Source organism: Microbacterium sp. P5_E9 (assembly GCF_054049175.1).
The window spans coordinates 223,859-242,624 of record NZ_JBFUMV010000003.1 but is presented as its reverse complement, the minus strand read 5'-3'; the positions used below and the strand labels follow the sequence as shown (position 1 = coordinate 242,624).

The 18,766-nt window shown below is 69.8% G+C and carries 20 protein-coding genes; 5 read left to right on the top strand and 15 right to left on the bottom strand.

Features of this window, described 5'->3' with window-relative positions:
• Positions 1–21 precede the first annotated feature (21 nt).
• Entirely contained in the window at positions 22–1,191 is a 1,170-nt protein-coding gene (locus ACXJ3V_RS07375) for an extracellular solute-binding protein (protein ID WP_457099632.1), read from the top strand.
• 10 nt (positions 1,192–1,201) lie between these two features.
• On the opposite strand, the gene ACXJ3V_RS07370 is transcribed toward ACXJ3V_RS07375, so the two are convergent.
• Positions 1,202–1,954: a PDC sensor domain-containing protein gene (locus ACXJ3V_RS07370; RefSeq protein WP_457099631.1), complete on the bottom strand. Its 753-nt coding sequence runs from the start codon at positions 1,952–1,954 to the stop codon at positions 1,202–1,204.
• A complete protein-coding gene (locus ACXJ3V_RS07365; protein WP_457099630.1) occupies positions 1,951–2,751 on the bottom strand; it encodes a FadR/GntR family transcriptional regulator in 801 nt (266 codons plus the stop codon). The genes ACXJ3V_RS07370 and ACXJ3V_RS07365 overlap by 4 nt, the downstream gene beginning before the upstream one ends.
• A gap of 137 nt (positions 2,752–2,888) precedes the next feature.
• On the opposite strand from ACXJ3V_RS07365, the gene ACXJ3V_RS07360 reads away from it, so the two are divergent.
• The 4 genes from ACXJ3V_RS07360 to ACXJ3V_RS07345 all read left to right on the top strand — a co-directional run bounded on the left by ACXJ3V_RS07360 (position 2,889) and on the right by ACXJ3V_RS07345 (position 6,969).
• Positions 2,889–3,926 (top strand): ABC transporter ATP-binding protein, encoded by a 1,038-nt coding sequence (locus ACXJ3V_RS07360; protein WP_457099629.1) that lies wholly within the window; start codon positions 2,889–2,891, stop codon positions 3,924–3,926.
• 70 nt (positions 3,927–3,996) lie between these two features.
• Entirely contained in the window at positions 3,997–5,175 is a 1,179-nt protein-coding gene (locus tag ACXJ3V_RS07355) for an ABC transporter substrate-binding protein (protein ID WP_457099628.1), read from the top strand.
• A 60-nt stretch (positions 5,176–5,235) separates the two neighbouring features.
• A complete protein-coding gene (locus ACXJ3V_RS07350) occupies positions 5,236–6,159 on the top strand; it encodes an ABC transporter permease (protein WP_457099627.1) in 924 nt (307 codons plus the stop codon).
• Between the two features lie 9 nt (positions 6,160–6,168).
• The gene (locus ACXJ3V_RS07345; protein WP_457099626.1) at positions 6,169–6,969 is read left to right on the top strand and encodes an ABC transporter permease; all 801 of its coding nucleotides are present in this window, start codon (positions 6,169–6,171) and stop codon (positions 6,967–6,969) included.
• A gap of 70 nt (positions 6,970–7,039) precedes the next feature.
• Here ACXJ3V_RS07345 and ACXJ3V_RS07340 read toward each other — a convergent pair whose 3' ends face one another.
• The 13 genes from ACXJ3V_RS07340 to ACXJ3V_RS07280 all read right to left on the bottom strand — a co-directional run bounded on the left by ACXJ3V_RS07340 (position 7,040) and on the right by ACXJ3V_RS07280 (position 18,729).
• Positions 7,040–7,213, bottom strand: coding sequence for a CsbD family protein (locus ACXJ3V_RS07340; RefSeq protein WP_457099625.1), 174 nt, complete (start codon positions 7,211–7,213; stop codon positions 7,040–7,042).
• A 69-nt stretch (positions 7,214–7,282) separates the two neighbouring features.
• A complete protein-coding gene (locus tag ACXJ3V_RS07335; protein WP_457099624.1) occupies positions 7,283–7,441 on the bottom strand; it encodes a hypothetical protein in 159 nt (52 codons plus the stop codon).
• A gap of 91 nt (positions 7,442–7,532) precedes the next feature.
• Entirely contained in the window at positions 7,533–8,504 is a 972-nt protein-coding gene (locus ACXJ3V_RS07330; RefSeq protein WP_457099623.1) for an NAD(P)/FAD-dependent oxidoreductase, read from the bottom strand.
• Positions 8,505–8,509: 5 nt separating this feature from the next.
• Positions 8,510–8,827 carry a ferredoxin gene (fdxA, locus tag ACXJ3V_RS07325; protein ID WP_457099622.1) on the bottom strand — a complete coding sequence of 106 codons (318 nt, stop codon included), beginning with the start codon at positions 8,825–8,827 and terminating at the stop codon, positions 8,510–8,512.
• Positions 8,824–10,212, bottom strand: coding sequence for an FAD-dependent oxidoreductase (locus ACXJ3V_RS07320; RefSeq protein ID WP_457099621.1), 1,389 nt, complete (start codon positions 10,210–10,212; stop codon positions 8,824–8,826). The genes fdxA and ACXJ3V_RS07320 overlap by 4 nt, the downstream gene beginning before the upstream one ends.
• Before the next feature lie 47 nt (positions 10,213–10,259).
• Complete coding sequence (cobA, locus tag ACXJ3V_RS07315) at positions 10,260–11,033, bottom strand: uroporphyrinogen-III C-methyltransferase (protein ID WP_457099620.1); 774 nt, start codon at positions 11,031–11,033, stop codon at positions 10,260–10,262.
• Positions 11,030–11,950: an ABC transporter permease gene (locus tag ACXJ3V_RS07310; RefSeq protein ID WP_457099619.1), complete on the bottom strand. Its 921-nt coding sequence runs from the start codon at positions 11,948–11,950 to the stop codon at positions 11,030–11,032. Before ACXJ3V_RS07310 ends, cobA begins: the two co-directional genes overlap by 4 nt.
• Complete coding sequence (locus ACXJ3V_RS07305) at positions 11,940–12,671, bottom strand: ABC transporter ATP-binding protein (protein WP_457099744.1); 732 nt, start codon at positions 12,669–12,671, stop codon at positions 11,940–11,942. Before ACXJ3V_RS07305 ends, ACXJ3V_RS07310 begins: the two co-directional genes overlap by 11 nt.
• Positions 12,672–12,805: 134 nt before the next feature.
• Positions 12,806–13,879 (bottom strand): ABC transporter substrate-binding protein, encoded by a 1,074-nt coding sequence (locus ACXJ3V_RS07300; RefSeq protein WP_457099618.1) that lies wholly within the window; start codon positions 13,877–13,879, stop codon positions 12,806–12,808.
• Positions 13,880–13,932: 53 nt separating this feature from the next.
• Positions 13,933–15,246 carry a sulfate adenylyltransferase subunit 1 gene (locus ACXJ3V_RS07295; RefSeq protein ID WP_457099617.1) on the bottom strand — a complete coding sequence of 438 codons (1,314 nt, stop codon included), beginning with the start codon at positions 15,244–15,246 and terminating at the stop codon, positions 13,933–13,935.
• Positions 15,246–16,241, bottom strand: coding sequence for a sulfate adenylyltransferase subunit CysD (gene cysD / locus ACXJ3V_RS07290; protein WP_457099616.1), 996 nt, complete (start codon positions 16,239–16,241; stop codon positions 15,246–15,248). Before cysD ends, ACXJ3V_RS07295 begins: the two co-directional genes overlap by 1 nt.
• Positions 16,238–16,981, bottom strand: a complete 744-nt coding sequence (locus ACXJ3V_RS07285; RefSeq protein WP_457099615.1) for a phosphoadenylyl-sulfate reductase — start codon at positions 16,979–16,981, stop codon at positions 16,238–16,240. The genes cysD and ACXJ3V_RS07285 overlap by 4 nt, the downstream gene beginning before the upstream one ends.
• Positions 16,978–18,729: a nitrite/sulfite reductase gene (locus tag ACXJ3V_RS07280; RefSeq protein ID WP_457099614.1), complete on the bottom strand. Its 1,752-nt coding sequence runs from the start codon at positions 18,727–18,729 to the stop codon at positions 16,978–16,980. The genes ACXJ3V_RS07285 and ACXJ3V_RS07280 overlap by 4 nt, the downstream gene beginning before the upstream one ends.
• Positions 18,730–18,766 lie beyond the last annotated feature (37 nt).

The window sequence follows — 18,766 nt, the reverse complement described above, 5'->3', positions numbered from 1 at the left end:
CGCACAGAGGGAAACGACACGGTGACTACAGTCCTCCGAGGCATCACGTGGGAGCACGCCCGCGGCTACGGCAGCGTGGCGGCCGCGGCCACGGCCTACCGCACTGTCGCGCCCGACGTCGAGGTCCGCTGGGACCAGCGCTCGCTCCAGGCGTTCGCCGATCAGCCGCTCGAATCCCTCGTCGAGGAGTACGACCTGCTGGTCATCGACCATCCGCACATCCCGTTCGCGGCCGAGAACGGTCTGTTCGCACGCCTCGACGGTGCCGGGCACGATGACGAACTCGCCGTGCTGGCGAAGCAGTCCGTGGGCGCATCTCATGCGACGTACGCGCATGCGGGTGGCCAATGGGGGCTGGCGACGGATGCCGCGGCCCAGGTCGCGGCCTATCGCGCGGATCTGCTGCCCGAGCCGCCCCGCGATTGGGCGGGCGTACTGGCACTCGCTGCGCAGGGGCGCGTGCTGTGGCCGCACAAGCCCGTCGACTCGTTTTCGAGCCTCGTGACGGTCGCGTCCGGCAATGGCGAGGAGCCGATGCGCACGCCCGGCGCCTTCCTCAGCGCCGATGGACTCGCCGAGGCGATGGAGACGCTGCGCCGGCTGGCCGCGCTCGTCCCCGCCGAGAACAGCACGTGGAATCCGATCCAGACGGCGGATGCGCTGAGCTCGGGTGACCGGTTCGCCTACGCGCCCCTGCTGTACGGCTACAACAATTACAGCCGCGCCGGCTTCCGGTCGCATCGCCTCACCTACACCGACATCCCGTCCTCGCGCGAGGGCGTGCGCGGCTCCATTCTCGGCGGCGCCGGCATCGCGGTCTCGGCGTTGACGAAGCATCCCGACCAGGCGATCGCCCACGCCTTCTGGCTCGACTCGGCAGGGGTGCAGCAGGGTGTCTACTACGACGGGGGAGGTCAGCCCGGCAACGCCGTGGCATGGGACAGCGACCGCACCAACGCCGACTCACTCGACTTCTTCCGCGGCACGCGGGCAACGCTCGAGGGTGCGTACGTACGGCCGAGGTTCGTCCACTACATCGAGCTGCAGAACGCGCTCTCGGAATTCGTGACCGATGCACTGCTCGGCCGTCTCACCGACGACCAGCTGCGTGCGCGCCTCGACGAAGGCGTCGAGGAGTGGCTGGTCGATCCACGCGCCGGCGCAGGCGCGGCGGAGAGTGGCGGGCTCTGAGAGGGCTTGCTCAGACGCCGGTGACGAGGTTGAGTGACGTGTCACCGCAGGCGAGCAGCGTTGCGCCCGTAGGCAGCGCGCGCGGTTGCGTGCGGCCGGCGCGGTGGTCTGCCAGCGCGTCGGCGAGTCCGTCGAGGCGCAGCAGCGACCCCGGCTCGCGCCGGGCATCGGTCGAGGTCACGACCCGCCCGGAGGCATTGACGATCGTCGCCGCGCCGCCGCTCGAGCGCAGCACCGGCAGCAGTTCATGCTCGAGGCGGTCGACCAGGGCATCGATGCCGACGACCCCGATCATGCGCCCCTCGTGCATGACCGGCGTCGTGATCGTGACGGCGTAGTCGTCGGTGCAGACATAGTCGACGTACGGGCCGGTGAGGTGGCGTGCGGTGGTGCGGGCCGGCACGCGCCACCATTCGAGCGCGGTGTAGTCGCGGAACTGCTCGTGCGCGGGGTCGTCGATGGTCGCGAGCCGGCGGGGCGCATCCTGTCCCTGCAGCCACCACGCCAGATGCCACTCGGCGTCGGCGAGCGCCCCCGGTGCGGCGACGAATCCGGCCCCGGTGATCAGCTCATCTGCTTCGAGCGCGGGCACGGCGAAGGACTCGACGACGGGGTCGATGAATCCCGCGGTCAGCGGCTCGCCCGCAGACAACTGAGCCGCGAGCGCGTCGCGCCAGCCGTCGATCGTGGCGAAGAGGGCATCGAAGGTGTCGGCGACCGAGGTGGCCACGCCGATCGCAGAGGTGCTGATCGTGATGCTCATTCGGATTCCTTTCGGCGGGAGACGGATGCCGCGTCGGCGACGATCAGAGCGGCTCTTTCCAGTCGCGCCCGTTCGTCGATGAGCCACTCGAACGCACCGGTCACGTGGGCTATGGTCTCCCGGCGAGCAGTGTCGGGGTCGACGTCGCGGATCGCCCGGATCACGTGGAGCCGCGCCGATCTGCTGCGGTCACGGTACTCCTGCTCGCGCAGGCAGAGCCAGAGCAGCGGCCCGGCCTCGCCCTGCAGCCGGATCTCCTCGTGCACAAGCCGCGGGGATTGACTGATCGCGGCGACCTCGAGCTGGAAGCGACTGACCGCGCGTCGCGCACCTCCGGCGGTCGTGAGGTCGGCCTGCTCGTCGATGGCCACCAGGGCCTCGAGGTCGTCCTCGGTCGCACGGTCCGCGGCGCCTTCGGCCGCGGTGCCGGCGATGGCGCCCACGTGGAGGGTGAGATCGCGCAGCTCGATGCGGCTGTGCCCCCGAAGCCGGGACTCCAGCATCCGTCCCGCGCTCTCGCGGTCGTAGGTGACGAAGCTGCCGCCGTCGCGGCCGCGCCGGGTGCGCACCAGGCCCTTGTCGCGCATGCCCTCGAGCGCCTCGCGCGCGGTGACGAGTGCGACGCCGAGACTGCGGGAGAGGTCGGACTCGCTGGGCAGACGTTCGCCGTCGCGCAGAACTCCGCTGACGATCGCGTCGGTCAGCCGCTGCTCGACCAGCTCGGCCCGGCCGGTGCCATCCAGGGGCGCGAACACGACGGCGCGCGCGGCGTCGACTCGTCCTGTCGCGTGCGGCATGGCGGATCTCTCCCAGATGCGGAGCGATCGGGAAGGTCCTCCTCCCCAACCGTGACACGACCGTAACACGGTCGCCACCCTTTTGACATATGGATCCATATGATTAAATTTGCTTCGACAATCGAAGGAGATCGTCTATGAACGACCTGCAGCCTGCCATCCGGCTGAACGGCCTCACCAAAGAGTTCGGAGCGGTGACCGCCGTCGACCACGTCGACCTCGAGATCGCTGCCGGCGAGTTCTTCTCCATGCTCGGACCGTCCGGGTCGGGCAAGACCACGGTGCTGCGCCTCATCGCCGGTTTCGAGCAGCCGAGCGCCGGAACCATCGAGCTCTTCGGCCAGGACGTGACCAAGAAGGCCCCGTTCGATCGCGACGTCAACACGGTCTTCCAGGACTATGCGCTCTTCCCGCACATGTCCGTGCTCGACAACGTCGCGTACGGACTGCGCGTCCGGGGCGTCGGACGCGCAGAACGCCGCGAGCGGGCGATGAAGGCTCTCGAGGCCGTGCGACTCGAGCAGATGGCCGCGCGCAAGCCTTCGCAGCTGTCCGGCGGTCAGCGTCAGCGCGTCGCCCTCGCCCGCGCGACCGTCGTGCAGCCCAAGGTGCTGCTGCTGGACGAGCCGCTCGGCGCCCTCGACCTCAAGCTCCGCGAGCAGATGCAGGTGGAGCTCAAGCAGATCCAGCGCGACCTCGGCATCACGTTCATCTTCGTCACACACGACCAGGAGGAGGCGCTGACACTCTCCGATCGGGTTGCCGTCTTCCACGATGGCCGCATCGAGCAGCTCGGGACGCCGAGGGATCTCTACGAGCGGCCGGCGTCGCGCTTCGTGGCCGACTTCGTGGGGACCTCCAACCTGTTCGACCTCGATCGCTCCACCTCGCTGATCGGACGCGCGGGAGAGCACTCGATCCGCCCGGAGAAGCTGACGCTCGGCAGTCAGCCGGCGACCGGCGCGGGCGAGCGCTCGGCTCCGGGCACCCTCGTGGAATCGATCTACCTCGGCAGCGGCATCCGTCGTGTCATCGATCTCGATGCGGGTATGCGCGTGACGGTGCTCGAGCCCAACGACCGGGCTCGCGACGCCGACGAGGAGCGCGGCAATCGCGTGCACGTCACCTGGCACGACGCGGATGTCGTGCCGCTCGTCGTTCCGCCCGGCATGTGAGCCGGCACCGATCCGCGGGCCACGGCCCGGGAAGCACAGCACCACAGCACACCGAGAGAGGAAGCACACCATGATGCGACTGACACGCGGGGCGCGATATGCCGCGACCGCACTGGCGATCGGCTCGATCGCCATCCTGGCCGGCTGCGGCACGTCAGGCGGTGGCAGCGCAGCCCCGTCAGAGGAGGCCGACGAGCTCGGCGAGATGGAAGGTCAGGTCTCGATCATCGCCTGGCCCGGCTACGTCGAAGACGGCAGCAACGACCCCGCCGTCGACTGGGTGACCGGGTTCGAGGAGAAGACCGGATGCATGGTCACCTCGAAGTCGTACGGCACCTCGGACGAGGCGGTCAGCCTGATGAAGACCGGCGAGTACGATGTCGTGGCGGCCTCGGGCGACGCGACCCTCCGCCTCATCGCCGCGGGCGACGTCGCCCCGGTGAACACCGACCTCATCCCCAGCTACGCGGGCGTCTACGACTTCCTCAAGGAGCAGGCCTGGAACTCGGTCGACGGCCAGTCCTACGGCGTTCCGCACGGCTATGGCGCCAACCTCCTGATGTACAACACGGAGATCGTGACCCCGGCGCCGACGTCGTGGGAGGTCGTGTTCGAGGGAGCGGGTGACTACAGCGGCAACATCACCGCGTACGACTCGCCGATCTACATCGCCGATGCCGCGGTGTACCTCATGGCGCACCAGCCGGACCTCGGGATCGAGAACCCCTACGCGCTGGACGAGGAGCAGTTCCAGGCTGCGGTCGACCTGCTGAAGGCGCAGCGCCCGCACGTCGGCGAGTACTGGTCGGACTACCTCAAGGAGATCCAGGCCTTCCAGACCGGCGACTCGGTCGCCGGCACCACATGGCAGGTCATCCAGAACGTCCTCGCCGGCGAAGGCGCGACCACCGATGTGGTCCTGCCCGAAGAGGGCGCGACCGGCTGGTCGGACACGTGGATGATCGCATCGCAGGCGAAGAACCCCAACTGCGCTTACGCGTGGCTGGACTGGATCGCCAGCCCCGAGGTCAACGCTCAGGCGACCGCGTACTTCGGTGAGGCGCCGTCCAGCGACGCCGCCTGCGATTACCGCGACGACTGCGAGGCCTACCACGCCGGCGACGCGGAGTACGCGTCCCAGATCTGGTACTGGACCACGCCGATCGCCGACTGCGTCGACGGTCGCACCGACGTCGAGTGCGTCGACTACTCCAAGTGGACCGAAGCCTGGGCCGAGATCAAGGGCTGACGCCCGACCGACAGCCGGGGGCGGCTCCGCAGCCGCCCCCGGCTCACACCGAGGAAGACGATGACCGACTCGATCCACCTGTCCCCGCCGACGAGGGCGGTGCCGGTGCCGCGCGTGACGCCGAACCGGCGCGCGTCGGCGTGGCTGAGCACACACCCGCGCGCCCGACTCGGGCTGCTGTTGAGTGCGCCGCTGTTCTGGCTGGGCGTCGTGTACATCGTCGCGCTCCTGCTGCTGCTGATCACGGCGTTCTGGAAGGTCGACAGCTTCACCGGTGAGATCGTCACGGACTGGACGCTCGACAACATCATCACGGTGCTCACCGGCGCGCTCTACCAGACGGTGACCCTGCGCACCGTGGGCATCGCCCTGGCCGTGACGCTCATTGACGTCGTCGTCGCCCTGCCGATCGCCTTCTTCATGGCCAAAGTGGCCACGCCTCGCGTCCAGCGTCTGCTGGTGATCGCGGTGCTGATGCCACTGTGGGCGAGCTATCTCGTAAAGGCCTATGCGTGGCGGTCGGTGCTCTCTCAGGACGGCATCCTGGAGTGGGTTCTCGCGCCGTTCGGCCTGCATACGCCCGGGTACGGACTGACCGCGGCGATCATCACGCTGGCGTACCTGTGGCTGCCGTACGTGATCCTGCCCATCTACGCCGGACTCGAGCGTGTGCCCGATTCACTGCTCGAGGCATCCGCGGATCTCGGTGGCAGGAGCTGGCGCACGCTGGGTCTCGTAGTGCTCCCGCTGGCGATGCCCGCGATCATTGCGGGCACGATCTTCGCCTTCTCGCTGACACTCGGCGACTACATCACCGTGAACATCGTCGGCGGCACGACCCAGATGCTCGGCAACCTGGTCTACACGAACGTGGGTGCCGCGAACAACCTGCCGCTCGCGGCCGCGATCGCGCTCATCCCGATCGTCATCATCTTCGGCTACCTGGCCCTCGTGCGACGCACGGGCGCCCTGGACAATCTCTAGGAGACCCCGATGCGACTCGGAAAGTCCGCCCGCGTCACGCTCGGGATCGTCACGGTCCTGATCCTGGTGGTCGTCTACGTGCCGCTGTTCGTCGTGCTCGTGAACTCGTTCTCGACGTCGACGTCGCTCGCCTGGCCCCCGCCGGGCTTCACGCTCGAGTGGTGGGTCAAGACCTTCCAGTCCGCCGGCGCGGTCGGGGCAGTGCTCACAAGCGTTCAGATCGCGATCGTCGCGACGCTCATATCGATCGTGCTCGGCACACTTCTGTCACTCGCCCTGCAGCGGTTCGACTTCTTCGGCCGCAGCGCGGTGAACCTTCTCGTGATCCTGCCGATCGCACTCCCCGGCATCATCACGGGCATCGCGCTGAACAACTTCTTCCGCACGATCATGGGCATTCCGCTGTCGATCTGGACGGTGGTCATCGCGCACGCGACCTTCTGCATCGTCACGGTCTTCAACAATGCGATCGCGCGTCTGCGGCGCATGGGCATCAACCTCGAAGAGGCCTCCGCCGACCTCGGCGCGGGCGTCTGGACGACCTTCCGGCTGGTGACGTTCCCGCAGCTGCGGTCGGCGATCCTGGCCGGGTCCCTGCTCGCGTTCGCGCTGAGCTTCGACGAGATCATCGTGACGACCTTCACCGCGGGCTCGGGCGTGACGACGCTGCCGATCTTCATCCTCAACAACATGTTCCGGCCCAACCAGGCGCCGATCGTCTCGGTCATCGCCGTGGTGATGGTCGTCGTCTCGATCGTGCCCATCTACCTCGCGCAGCGGCTGTCGGGGTCGGAGCAGACGAGGCGCTGAACTGCCCGAGCACCCTCCGGACGCACCGATGCCCCCCGCTTGACGGAGCGGGGGGCATCGGAACTGCAGGTCAGTTGTTGAAGACGTCCTTGACGTCGTCGCCGACCTTCTTCGCCTGGGCGTTGGCCTGGTCGACCTTGCCCTGGGCTTCGAGGCGCTCGTTGTCGGTCGCGTCGCCGATCTCTTCCTTGACCTTGCCGGTCGCCTTTTCGGCGGTGTGCTTGATGTCGTCTCCGATACCCATGTGCATCTCCTTTTCCTAGGGGTGGCGTATCGCCACCGGGTTATGGTCCCGCTCGTCTCGAGGCATCCGTCAGGTTCCGCGGCGGATATAGCGGAACAGCCAGGCGATGATCGCGACGACCACCAGGACGATTCCGATCCAGAGGAGGAACTTGGCTGCCTCGACGAAGAGGCCCAGCAGAAGCAGGACGACTCCGACGATGAGCAGGATGACTGCGAGTCCGGTCATGGTTCTAGCGTCGTCCGGATCAGGAAAACGGTCGATGGGGTTGACACGGCGCCGTTTATTGGTCTTCAATCCGCCCGGCTAAGAGGTGGGATCAGTGGGCGGTGCGCACGCCGACCAGATCGTGCACGAGCACCGCGGCAGCGCGCGCACCCTGGCCGGCGGCGACGATGAGCTGCTGCGGACCCGGGGCCGCGGCATCCCCCGCCGCATACAGGCCGGGCACCGAGGTGCGCCCGGAGGCGTCCACGACGAGGTGGCCGTCTCCATCGCGGTCTGCGTCGAGCCCGGAGAGGAAGTCGAGTGCCGGATGCCAGAGCGGCCGGACGAATCCGCCGTCGATCGGCACCCGGGTGCCGTCCGTCAGGCGCAGCGCCGACACGGCGCCGCGATCGCCTTCGAGGTCGTCAATCGCTCGGCGCTCGACGATGATTCCGGATGCCGCGAGCTCGGCCTCCTCGGCCGCGTCGATGATGTCGGCGCCGTTGGTGAAGACCGTGAGCCGATCGGTCCACCGGGCGATGAGCCGGGCGCGCGCGGCGAGGTCGGGGGTCTCGCCGATCAGGGCGAGGGGGCGATCCTGCAGCTCCCAGGCGTCGCACGCAGCGCAGCTGAACATGCTCATGCCGTAGAACGCGCGCAGGCTCGGGATGGCGGGCAGGGTTTCGCGCAGCCCGGTCGCGACGATCACCGAGCGGGCGGCGATCGCCGACGGGGCGCCCGCCTTGCGCCCGCTGAGGCCGACCATGAATCGCATGCCGCTGGAGGCATCCATCGGATGCAGGGCACTGGCGGCAGTGCGCTCGAGCACGCGCACCCCCGGATAGGCGGCCAGTTCAGCGCGGGCGAGCTTGCGCAGTTCGAGGGGGGACACCCCGTCGCGGGTCAGGAATCCGTGAGAACGCAGCGTAGCGGCATTGCGCGGCCGCCCCGCGTCGACGACGACCACGCTGGTTCGCGAGCGCCCCAGGTTCAGCGCCGCGGACAGCCCTGCCGGGCCACCGCCCAGCACGACGACGTCGGCCGCGTCCGCCGCGCTCATCCCGTCGAATGCCGATTCGGGCATGGTCGTCAGGCCTGTGGGGGCAGTGCGGCGATGATCGGGTGGTCGGTGTGGATCACGCCGACCTTCGCAGCCCCACCGGGGGATCCGACCTCGTCGAAGAACTCGACGTTCGCCTTGTAGTAGTCCGACCACTCCTCGGGGAGGTCGTCTTCGTAGTAGATCGCCTCCATCGGGCACACTGGTTCGCAGGCGCCGCAGTCCACGCACTCGTCCGGATGGATGTACAAGCTCCGGTCACCCTCGTAGATGCAGTCCACCGGGCACTCGTCGATGCACGCGCGGTCCTTCACGTCCACACACGGCAGGGCGATCACATACGTCACGACCCGATCAGCGCTCCGGCGCGCGAGACCTGCACCTGCTCGTCGCGGGCGACGACCTTGACGCGCTCGCGCGCGTGCCGGTGCGTCTGCCCGAGCTCGCGCTCGTAGGCGTCCAAGGCCAGCCAGCCGTCCCAGGTCGTGTACGCGACGTCGCGCTCCGCGAGCAGTTCGAGGACGTCGTCGGTCACGCTCGGGGAGGTGAGCACTCCGGCCTGGGCATCGGCGACCAGGTGGGCGATCGTCTCCATCGCGTCGCTCTTGGTGTGGCCGATGAGGCCGACGGGTCCCCGCTTGATCCAGCCGGTCGCGTACAGCCCCGGGACGGGAGCGGTCGAGGCCGGATCGATCACCCGGCCTTCGACGTTCGGGACGACCCCTGCCGCATCGTCGAATGGTGCGTCGAGCACCGGGCTGCCGTAGTAGCCGACCGCCCGGTACACGGCCTGCACCGGGATGTCTCGGAACTCGCCGGTGCCCGCCACGCCGCCTTCGACCGGCACGGTGCGCTCGAAGCGCAGGCCCTCGACGCGGTCTGTGCCGAGCGCCGCGACCGGCGCGTGGTGGAAATGCAGGTGCAGGCGTCGGCTCGCACCGGTGGCCGGGCGGGACCGCCAGCCATCGAGGATGCGGAGCATGACCTTGAGCTGATTCGTGGTGGCGCTCGAGGCGTCGACGTGGGCGAAGTCCTCGTCGGCGAGCACGATGTCGACGTCGGCGAGCTCGCCGAGCTCGCGCAGCTCGATCGGACTGAACTTGATGTCGCCGGGGCCGCGGCGCCCGAAGACGTGGACGTCGGTGACGACGGATGCCTCGAGCCCGGCGAGCACGTTGTCGGGGATCTCGGTGGGGCGGAGGTCCACGGCGTGCTTGGCCAATACGCGTGCGACGTCGAGTGCGACATTGCCGTTGCCGATGACCGCCACCTCGGCGGCATCGAGCGGCCAGTCGCGTGCGACGTCGGGGTGCCCGTCGTACCAGGAGACGAAGTCGGCAGCCCCGTGCGATCCGGGCAGGTCGATGCCGGGGATGTCGAGCGCGGCGTCGCGGATGGCGCCGGTGGCGAGGATCACGGCGTCGTACCGMTCGCGCAGGTCGTCGAGGGCGATGTCGCGGCCCACCTCGACGTTGCCGATGAAGCGGATCGTGCCGGCAGCGAGCATCTCGTGGAGCGACGTCACGATGCCCTTGATGCGCGGGTGATCGGGCGCGACCCCGTACCGGATGAGCCCGTAGGGGGCCGGGAGCGACTCGAACAGGTCGATGGCGACGCCGCCGCCGCCGGCGGCCACGGTGTTCGCGAGGATGTTGCCGGCGTAGATGCCGGCGGGTCCGGCGCCGACGATCGCGACGCGGAGGGGCTGGAGGGCCGGGGAGTTCTCGGTCACAGCGAAGGCCTTTCGTTCGGGTGGTTGTTCGGTGGTCGATTCGGGGGCTACGCGTTGCGTGGCCCGGCCGTGTTCGACTGCGGAACGGAGGACGATGCGGAGAGCTCCGCGGGCGCATAGGGACTGAGCGAGACGACGTCGCCGACGACCACGACAGCGGGCGAGCGCACCGATCGCAGCGCCGCCTGCGTCGCGATCGTGCCGAGGGTGCCGACGGTGACGCGCTGGTGCGGGCCATAGCCGTCTTCGATGATTGCCACCGGGCAGTCCGCGCCGCGCTCGCCGCGGGCGAGGGTGATGGCGGAGTTCGCGAGCGTGCCGATGCCCATGAGGATCACGACGGTGTGGTCGCGCCCACCAGAGAGCTGCGCGATCTGATCGTGGCCGCTGACGACGGTGAAGGTGGCGGCGAGGCCGCGATGGGTGAGCGGGATGCCGGCGATCGCTGGTACTGAGACGGCACTGGTGATGCCGGGCACCACGTCGACGTGCACGCCGGCGGCCTGGCAGAAGGCGAGCTCCTCGCCGCCGCGGCCGAAGATGTACGGGTCGCCGCCTTTGAGCCGCACCACGTTCTTGCCAGCCTGGGCGAGCTGCACGAGCAGGGCGTTGATCGCGTCCTGCGGCACGGCGTGGTGGCCGGGGAGCTTGCCGACGTCCACGACCTCGGCGTCGAGATCGAGGCCATCCAGGACGCTCCGCGCACCGAGCCGGTCGGCGACGATGACGTCGGCGTTCTGCAGGGCGCGGAGTCCCCGCACGGTGAGCAGATCGGGGTCGCCGGGGCCGGCGCCGACGAGCGTGACGAGACCCGCGTTCATCGGGCACCCCCGGACTGCAGGAGACCCCGGCCACGCAGCATCCGTCGCTCCAGAGGACCGAAGAAGACGAGCTCGATGAAGACGCCGATCGTGAGGATCACCAGGATCGTGCCGAGCACACCGGGAAGATCGGCGAGCGTGCGCGACTGGTCGAGCATGGAGCCGAGACCGAAGCCGATCGTGCCGCCCGTCGCGATGATCTCAGCGGCCATCAGCGACCGCCACGAGAACGCCCAGCCCTGCTTGAGGCCGGCGAGGTACCCGGGGAGGGCCGCGGGAAGGATCACGAGGGTGGCGAGCTGGAAGCGACCGGCGCCGAGCACCGTGCCGACCCGACGCAGCTGCGGAGGCACCTGGTCGATGCCGGCGATGAGGCCGTTGACGATCGACGGGATCGCGCCCATCAGGATGACGAAGTAGACCGTGGCATCGGAGAGGCCGAACCAGAGGATCGCAGCCGGCACCCACGCGACCGAGGGCAGCACCTGCAGTCCCGAGATGATCGGGCCCATCGCCCGGCGGAGCGGCTTCACCTCGGCCAACAGCAGCCCGAGCGGCGTGCCCACGGCGATGGCGATGAGGAATCCGATGATGCCGCGCTCGAGGCTCGTGGTGATCGCGATCTGAAGCCGGCCGGATTCCCACGCGTCGCCGAGGGCGAGGGCGACGTCCACCGGGCTGGGCGCGAGGTCCGGCCGCGGGTGGGCGATCATCACGTACAGCTGCCAGACGAGGATCAGCACGCCGACGAAGATCAGCGGGGGCAGGACGCTCGTCGTGAAGGTATGCCACCGGCTGCGCGGACGCTCCGGGTCGGTCTGCAGGCGGTCGAGTCCTGCTTCGAGGCTGCGGAAGTCGTCCGCCGAGGGGAGGCGATCGGATGCCGGGTCCGCAAGCGCGGCGATGTCACGCGGCATTTCGGCGGATCTCCTTGCGCAGCTTGTCGGTGATCTCCACCGAAAGGGCGGCGACCTCGGGGGATTCGATGCGGCGGCCCACGGTCTGGGTGATGCGCCACTCCTCGGCGACGCGGCCGGGGCGGCTGGAGAGGAGCACGACCCGCTGGCCGAGCCGGGCGGCTTCGCGCACGTTGTGCGTGACGAACACGATCGTGCGTCCGGTCGCCCGCCAGACGCGCTCGAGCTCCTCGTGCAAGAGGTCGCGGGTGATCGCATCGAGCGCGGCGAACGGCTCATCCATCAGCAGCACCGGCCGGTCCTGAGCGAGCGCGCGGGCGAGGGCGACACGCTGGCGCATGCCGCCGGAGAGCTCGTGCGGACGCTTGTCCGCGGCATCCGCGAGATTGACGGTGTCCAGCAGCGCGAGCGCCTTCTCGCGGCGTTCGCGCCGGGGCACCCCGCGCAGGTGCAGCGCCAGCTCGACATTGCGGCGGGCGCTCAGCCAGGGCATGAGCGCCGACTCCTGGAACATCACGGCAGATCCGGCGCCCGGGGTGTCGATGTGTCCTGCGGTCGGCTTGTCGAGGCCGGCGATGAGGTTGAGCAGCGTCGACTTGCCGCAGCCGGAGGCGCCGAGCAGGCAGACGAACTCGCCGGCCGCGATGTCGAGGTCGATGCCGTCGAGCACGAGCGGCCCGCCGCCGAACCGCTTGGTGACGCCTTCGATCCGGATCGCCACGGGTGCCGGCGGACCGGGCTGACGCAGCGACGCGCTCTCGTCGAAGCTCGGGCCCAGCAGGTTCGGCACGCCCGCTTCCGGCGCCACCGAAGCGGTGGTGCCGGAAGCAGGAGCGGATGCCGCGGTCATGAGTGTCAGTCCTTGCCCAGGCCGGCCGCCGAGACCGTCTCGCCGCCGTCGGCCTTGAGCAGTCCGTTGAGGAGGCGCAGGTCGAACAGCCCGTCGATCGAGCCGTCCTTCTGCGTTCCGGCCTTGAGGCCGTTCTCGACGAGCGTCGGGAACGTCTCGGCGTGCGGGTCGACCGAGAAGGCGACGTGCTCGAGCGCTCGGGCGATGACCTCGTCGGCGAGCGGCTTGCCGGTCTCGGCCTCGATGGCGCTGTTGATCACGCCGCCCGCTTCGTCGGGGTGGTCGGTGATCCACTGCACGGACGCGATGTGGCCCTGCAAGAGCTGCTTGACGACGTCGGCGTGGTCCTTGAGGAAGTCCGCGCGCACGAGCAGCACCGTCGTCGGGAACGCGCCGTCGTCCCAGAGGTCGGCCTCGTCGACGAGCACATGAGCGCCGGCGTCGAGGATCAGCCGCGAGACCCACGGCTCCGGCAGCCAGGCGCCGTCGAGGCCGCCCTGCTGGAAGAGCGTGAGCGTCTGGGCGTTCTCGGTGGGCGTGATGTGCACGTCACCGCCGCCGGTGGTGTCGGTCTGGTAGCCCTCGTCGTCGAGCCACACCCGCAGCGCGACGTCCTGCGTGTTGCCGAGCTGGGGCGAGGCGAGCGTCGTGCCGGCCAGGTCGGCGGCCGAGTCGATGCCGTCGCGCACCACGAGCGCGGCACCGCCGGTGGCGGCTCCGGCGATGATCCGTGCGGAGGCGCCGGCGGACTGGATGAAGGTGTTGATCGACGGGTTCGGGCCGATGTAGGTCGCGTCGATCGCTCCGGCCGACAGCGCTTCGATCGCGGCGGGGCCGGCGTTGAAGACCTGGGTCGTGAGCTTCACGTCGCCCAGGGCGTCCTGGAAGAGGCCCTCCTGCAGTCCGACCAGTGCGGGCGCGTGCGTGACGTTGGCGAAGTAGCCGAGGCGCAGCTCGGTCGCCGAAGGCCCGTCGTCGGAGACGCTCGCAGGTTCGGCGGTCGCGGTGGCGCAGCCGGTCATCATGGCGGCCACGAGTCCTAGGGTCGTGATCGTCGTCGCAATGCGGGTCTTGTTCACTGTTTCGCCTCCTTCGATGGGCGGTTCGGTTGGGGTGGTGCGCGCGCGGCTGATCAGCCGTGCGTGATGCCGGCGGCGAGGGTGGCGCCGTCGGACGGATGGATGACCAGGAACGATCCCCCGGCGCGGGTGACGCCGTAGGGCTCGATCGGAAGGTCGGCGGCAAGGCGCAGGCGCGCACGGCCGATGTCGTTGACCTCCAGGGTGGAGGCGGGCTCGTGGGCGAGCGTGTCGAGGTCGCGCCGATCGACGATCTCGGCGACGATCGCCTGCACCGTGAGCGTGCCGTGCTTGACGAGCACGCGGGCGCCCGCGGTGAGCGGCCGGCTGTCGAGCTGGAACAGTTCCGCATCGAGGTCGCGGGCGCCGGCCGGCAGGGTGCCCGCGGCGACGATGACGGCGCCGCGCGCGGCATCCACGTCGTCGGCGAATTGGAGCGCGATCGCCTGCGGGGCGATGGCCTCGGTGGCCTCGACGCCGGCGATGGCGATCCCGGTGACGGTGGTGCGGATGCCGGTCGGGAAGACCTGCACCTCATCGCCGATCCGCACGGTGCCGGACGACACGCGGCCGGCGACCGCGCGGTAGTCGCGGTAGCGCTCCGCGAGCGCCGGGTCGGCGGCGAGGTCGGGGGCGAGGCCGCCCTGCGGCCGCAGCACCGATTGCACAGGCAGGCGGAAAGCGTCGTACGCGCCCTGGAGCTCGTCCGCCGCGGGCAGCGCCTCGAGCAGTTCGAGCAGGGCGGGGCCGTCGTACCAGGGCATGTTGGCCGAGCGGTCGACGATGTTGTCGCCCTGGAGCGCGGAGACGGGCAGCACGTGCACGTCGTCGATGCCGAGTTCGCGCGTGACGGCGCGCACGGCCTCGGCGACCGGGGTGTAGGCCTCCTCGGCGAAGCCGAGCAGGTCGATCTTGTTGACGGCGACGATGACGTGCGGCACCCGCAGCAGGGCGACGACGGCCAGGTGCCGGCGGGTCTGCTCGAGCACGCCCTTGCGCCCGTCGATCAGCACGACGACGGCATCTGCCGTGGTCGCGCCGGTGACCATGTTGCGCGTGTACTGCACGTGCCCGGGGCAGTCGGCGAGGATGAACGACCGCGCGCCGGTGGAGAAGTAGCGGTACGCGACGTCGATCGTGATGCCCTGCTCCCGCTCGGCGCGCAGGCCGTCGGTGAGGAGGGCGAAGTCGAAGTCCCCGTGCGCGAACCCGCGCTCCGCGGAGGTGCGGGCGACCTGCTCGAGCTGGTCGGCGAGGATCGCCTTCGAGTCGTGCAGCAGGCGGCCGACGAGCGTCGACTTGCCGTCATCGACCGAGCCGGCAGTGGCGAAGCGGAAGAGCGTGCCCTGCGCGAGTGCCGTACCCATCAGAAGTACCCGTCCTTCTTGCGGTCCTCCATGGCGGCCTCGGACAGGCGGTCGTCGGCCCGGGTCGCGCCGCGCTCGGTCAGCGTCGTCTGGGCGACCTCGGCGACGATCGATGCCAGGTCCGAGGCATCCGATTCCACCGCTCCGGTGCAGCTCATGTCGCCGACCGTGCGGTAGCGCACGAGGCGACGCTCGGTCTGCTCGCCGCGGTCGGCGGGGGAGGACTCGCCCACCGCCCGCCACATGCCGTCGCGGCGGAAGACCTCGCGCTCGTGCGCGAAGTAGAGGGGCGGCAGCGCGATGCCCTCGCGCTCGATGTAGCGCCAGACGTCGAGCTCGGTCCAGTTCGAGATCGGGAACGCCCGCACGTGCTGTCCCGGCGTGTGCCGGCCGTTGTAGAGGCTCCACAGCTCGGGGCGCTGGTTGCGCGGATCCCACTGGCCGAACTCATCGCGCAGCGAGATGATCCGCTCTTTGGCGCGTGCCTTGTCCTCGTCGCGCCGAGCCCCGCCGAAGACGGCATCGTGGCGTCCGGCCGCGATCGCGTCGAGCAGCGGCAGCGTCTGCAGGGGGTTGCGGGTGCCGTCGGCACGCTCGGCGAGGCGTCCGTCATCGATGTAGTCCTGCACGCGAGCCACTTCGAGGCGGATGCCGAGGCGCTCGACGGTCTCGTCGCGGAACGCGATGACCTCGGGGAAGTTGTGGCCGGTGTCGACGTGCAGCACCGGGAACGGCACGCGGCCCGGCCAGAACGCCTTCGCGGCGAGGTGGAGCACGACGACCGAGTCCTTGCCGCCGGAGAACAGCAGCACGGGCCGCTCGAACTCGGCGACGACCTCGCGGATGATGTGGATGGCCTCGGCCTCGAGGATGTCGAGGGTCGACAGGCGCGCTGAGCTGGTCGCTGAGCCTGTCGAAGCGCCGGACCCTTCGACAAGCTCAGGGACCGGCGTTGTCGCAGGGACCGGGCTGGTCGCGGTGATGTCGATGCTCATAGGTGCAGCCCGCATTCCGTCTTGGACAGGCCCGCCCAGCGGCCCGACCGGGGGTCGTCGCCTGGCGCGACCCGTGCCGTGCACGGCTCGCAGCCGATCGAGGGGTAGCCGTTCGAAACCAGGAGGTTCACCGGCACCTGGTGGGAGCCGGCGTAGTCGAGCAGATCATCGAAGCTCCATGCCGCCACCGGGTTGACCTTCACCAGGCCGTTGCGCTCGTCCCAGACCACGAGCGGCGTGTTTGCGCGGGTGGGCGCCTCGTCGCGGCGCACCCCGGTGAACCACACCTCGTAGCCGCCGAGCGCGTCCTGGAGGGGCGCCACCTTGCGACGGGCGCAGCAGAGGCCGGGATCGCGGTCGTGCAGCTTCGCGCCGAACTCGGCGTCCTGCTCGGCGACGGTCTGCTGCGGCAGCACGTCGACCACCCGGACGTCGAGCGAGGCGGCGACCTCGTCGCGGGTGACCCGGGTCTCGAAGAAGTGGTAGCCGGTGTCGAGGAAGAGCACGTCGACCCCGGGCAGGCGCTGCGCCACCAGGTGGGGCAGCGCGGCGTCGGCCATCGAGCAGGCGACGGCCGCGGCATCCGCCCCGAAGTTCTCGGCGACCCACGCGACGACGTCGGCGGGGGATGCCTCGTGGTCGGTGAGGCTGCCGAGTTCGAGGTTGCCCTGCGCGGCGAGGGCTTCGAGCTCCTCGGCGGAGCGCTTCGTCGCGAGACGGGGGGCGAGTGAGACGGTCACTGGAGGGCCTCCTCTTCGGCGCGGTGCGCCCACTGCGCGAAGGTCTCGTCGGACGCGGCATCCCGATCCGCGAGGAACCGCGTGACGATGCGCTCGGTGTAGTCGGCGATGCCATCGGCGGCGACCTTGAGGCCGCGGACAGTGCGACCGAGGCCGGCCTCGTCCCGGTCGGCGTTGACGAGCCCGCCGCCCAGGTGCACCTGGTAGCCCGGCACCTGCTCGCCGTCGATCGTGACGAGCTGGCCCTTGAGCCCGATGTCGGCGGTCTGGATGCGCGCACACGAGTTGGGGCAGCCGTTGACGTGGAGCGAGATCGGGTGCGGCAGGTCGAACTGCTCGAGGCGCTCCTCGAGGTCCAGCACGGCCGCGGTCGCGTAGGCCTTCGTCTCCACGATGGCGAGCTTGCAGAACTCGATGCCCGTGCACGCGATCGTGCCGCGGCGGATGAGGCTCGGCCGGGCCGACAGGCCGAGCTCGTCGAGGCCCGCGATGAGGGACTCCACGCGGTCTTCAGGGATGTCGAGGATGACGACCTTCTGGTACGGCGTCGTGCGCAGCCGCGTCGAGCCGTGCGCCTCGATGAGGTCGGCGAGCTTGCCGAGGTTCGGGCCCGAGACGCGACCGACGATCGGCGTGGCGCCGACGTACGAGCGGCCGTCCTTCTGCTTGTGCACGCCGACGTGATCGCCGTGCGCGAGCGGCTTCGGTGCGGCCGGTCCGTCGGGCAGCGCGTAGCCGAGGTATTCGTCCTGCAGCACCTGGCGGAACTTCTCGGTGCCCCACTCGGCGAGCAGGAACTTCAGCCGCGCCTTGTTGCGCAGCCTCCGGTAGCCGTAATCGCGGAAGATCTGGGCGACGCCGTGCCAGGCATCCGCCACCCGCTCCGGAGCGACGAACGTGCCGAGCCGCTCCGCGAGGCGGGGGGTGGTGGAGAGGCCGCCGCCGACCCACAGGTCGTAGCCGATGCCGAGTTCGGGGTGCTCGACGGCGACGAAGGCGACGTCGTTGATCTCGTGCACGACGTCCTGGCTGGGGTGACCGGTGATCGCGGTCTTGAACTTGCGGGGCAGGTTCGCGAGCGAGGGATCGCCGATGAAACGGGACGTGATCTCGTCGATCTGCGGGGTCGGGTCGATCAACTCATCGACCGAGATGCCGGCGACCGGCGATCCGAGCACGACGCGTGGCACGTCGCCGCACGCCTCGGTCGTGCCGAGTCCGACGGCCTCGAGGCGGCGCCAGATCTCCGGGACGTCCTCGACGCGGATCCAGTGCAGCTGGATGTTCTGCCGGTCGGTCAGGTCGGCGGTGCCGCGGCCGAACTCGGTCGAGATGCCCGCGATGACCCGCAGCTGCTCGGTCGTGAGCTGCCCGCCGTCGATGCGGACGCGCAGCATGAAGTACTCGTCTTCGAGTTCGTGCGGCTCGAGGGTCGCCGTGCGGCCGCCGTCGATGCCCGGCTTGCGCTGGGTGTACAGGCCCCAGACGCGGAAGCGCCCGTGCAGATCGGTCGGGTCGATCGACGCGAAACCGCCCTGGGCGTAGATGTTCTCGATGCGCTCGCGCACGGCGAGGCCGTTGTCGACCTGCTTCCACTCCTCGTTGCCGTTGAGCGGGGTCGTGCCGTCGATCTTCCACTGCCCGTTCGGGCGGGACGAGGGGCGCGGCGGACGCGCCGCAGGCAGCGTCTCAGCGTTGCCCGCATGCGGCGGGCGGGCCGCTGCCTGCTCGGTCTCACTGATGGTCACTGTCGCCTCCACGTCGTCCGGAGAATCCGGGCGCGGA

Excerpts from the sequence above, each read along its gene's own strand:
- ACXJ3V_RS07370 (WP_457099631.1), bottom strand. The coding sequence starts at position 1,954 with ATGAGCATCACGATCAGCACCTCTGCGATCGGCGTGGCCACCTCGGTC.
- ACXJ3V_RS07365 (WP_457099630.1), bottom strand. The coding sequence starts at position 2,751 with ATGCCGCACGCGACAGGACGAGTCGACGCCGCGCGCGCCGTCGTGTTC.
- ACXJ3V_RS07360 (WP_457099629.1), top strand. The coding sequence starts at position 2,889 with ATGAACGACCTGCAGCCTGCCATCCGGCTGAACGGCCTCACCAAAGAG.
- ACXJ3V_RS07355 (WP_457099628.1), top strand. The coding sequence starts at position 3,997 with ATGATGCGACTGACACGCGGGGCGCGATATGCCGCGACCGCACTGGCG.
- ACXJ3V_RS07350 (WP_457099627.1), top strand. The coding sequence starts at position 5,236 with ATGACCGACTCGATCCACCTGTCCCCGCCGACGAGGGCGGTGCCGGTG.
- ACXJ3V_RS07345 (WP_457099626.1), top strand. The coding sequence starts at position 6,169 with ATGCGACTCGGAAAGTCCGCCCGCGTCACGCTCGGGATCGTCACGGTC.
- ACXJ3V_RS07340 (WP_457099625.1), bottom strand. The coding sequence starts at position 7,213 with ATGGGTATCGGAGACGACATCAAGCACACCGCCGAAAAGGCGACCGGC.
- ACXJ3V_RS07335 (WP_457099624.1), bottom strand. The coding sequence starts at position 7,441 with ATGACCGGACTCGCAGTCATCCTGCTCATCGTCGGAGTCGTCCTGCTT.
- ACXJ3V_RS07330 (WP_457099623.1), bottom strand. The coding sequence starts at position 8,504 with ATGCCCGAATCGGCATTCGACGGGATGAGCGCGGCGGACGCGGCCGAC.
- cobA (WP_457099620.1), bottom strand. The coding sequence starts at position 11,033 with ATGAACGCGGGTCTCGTCACGCTCGTCGGCGCCGGCCCCGGCGACCCC.
- ACXJ3V_RS07310 (WP_457099619.1), bottom strand. The coding sequence starts at position 11,950 with ATGCCGCGTGACATCGCCGCGCTTGCGGACCCGGCATCCGATCGCCTC.
- ACXJ3V_RS07295 (WP_457099617.1), bottom strand. The coding sequence starts at position 15,246 with ATGGGTACGGCACTCGCGCAGGGCACGCTCTTCCGCTTCGCCACTGCC.
- cysD (WP_457099616.1), bottom strand. The coding sequence starts at position 16,241 with ATGAGCATCGACATCACCGCGACCAGCCCGGTCCCTGCGACAACGCCG.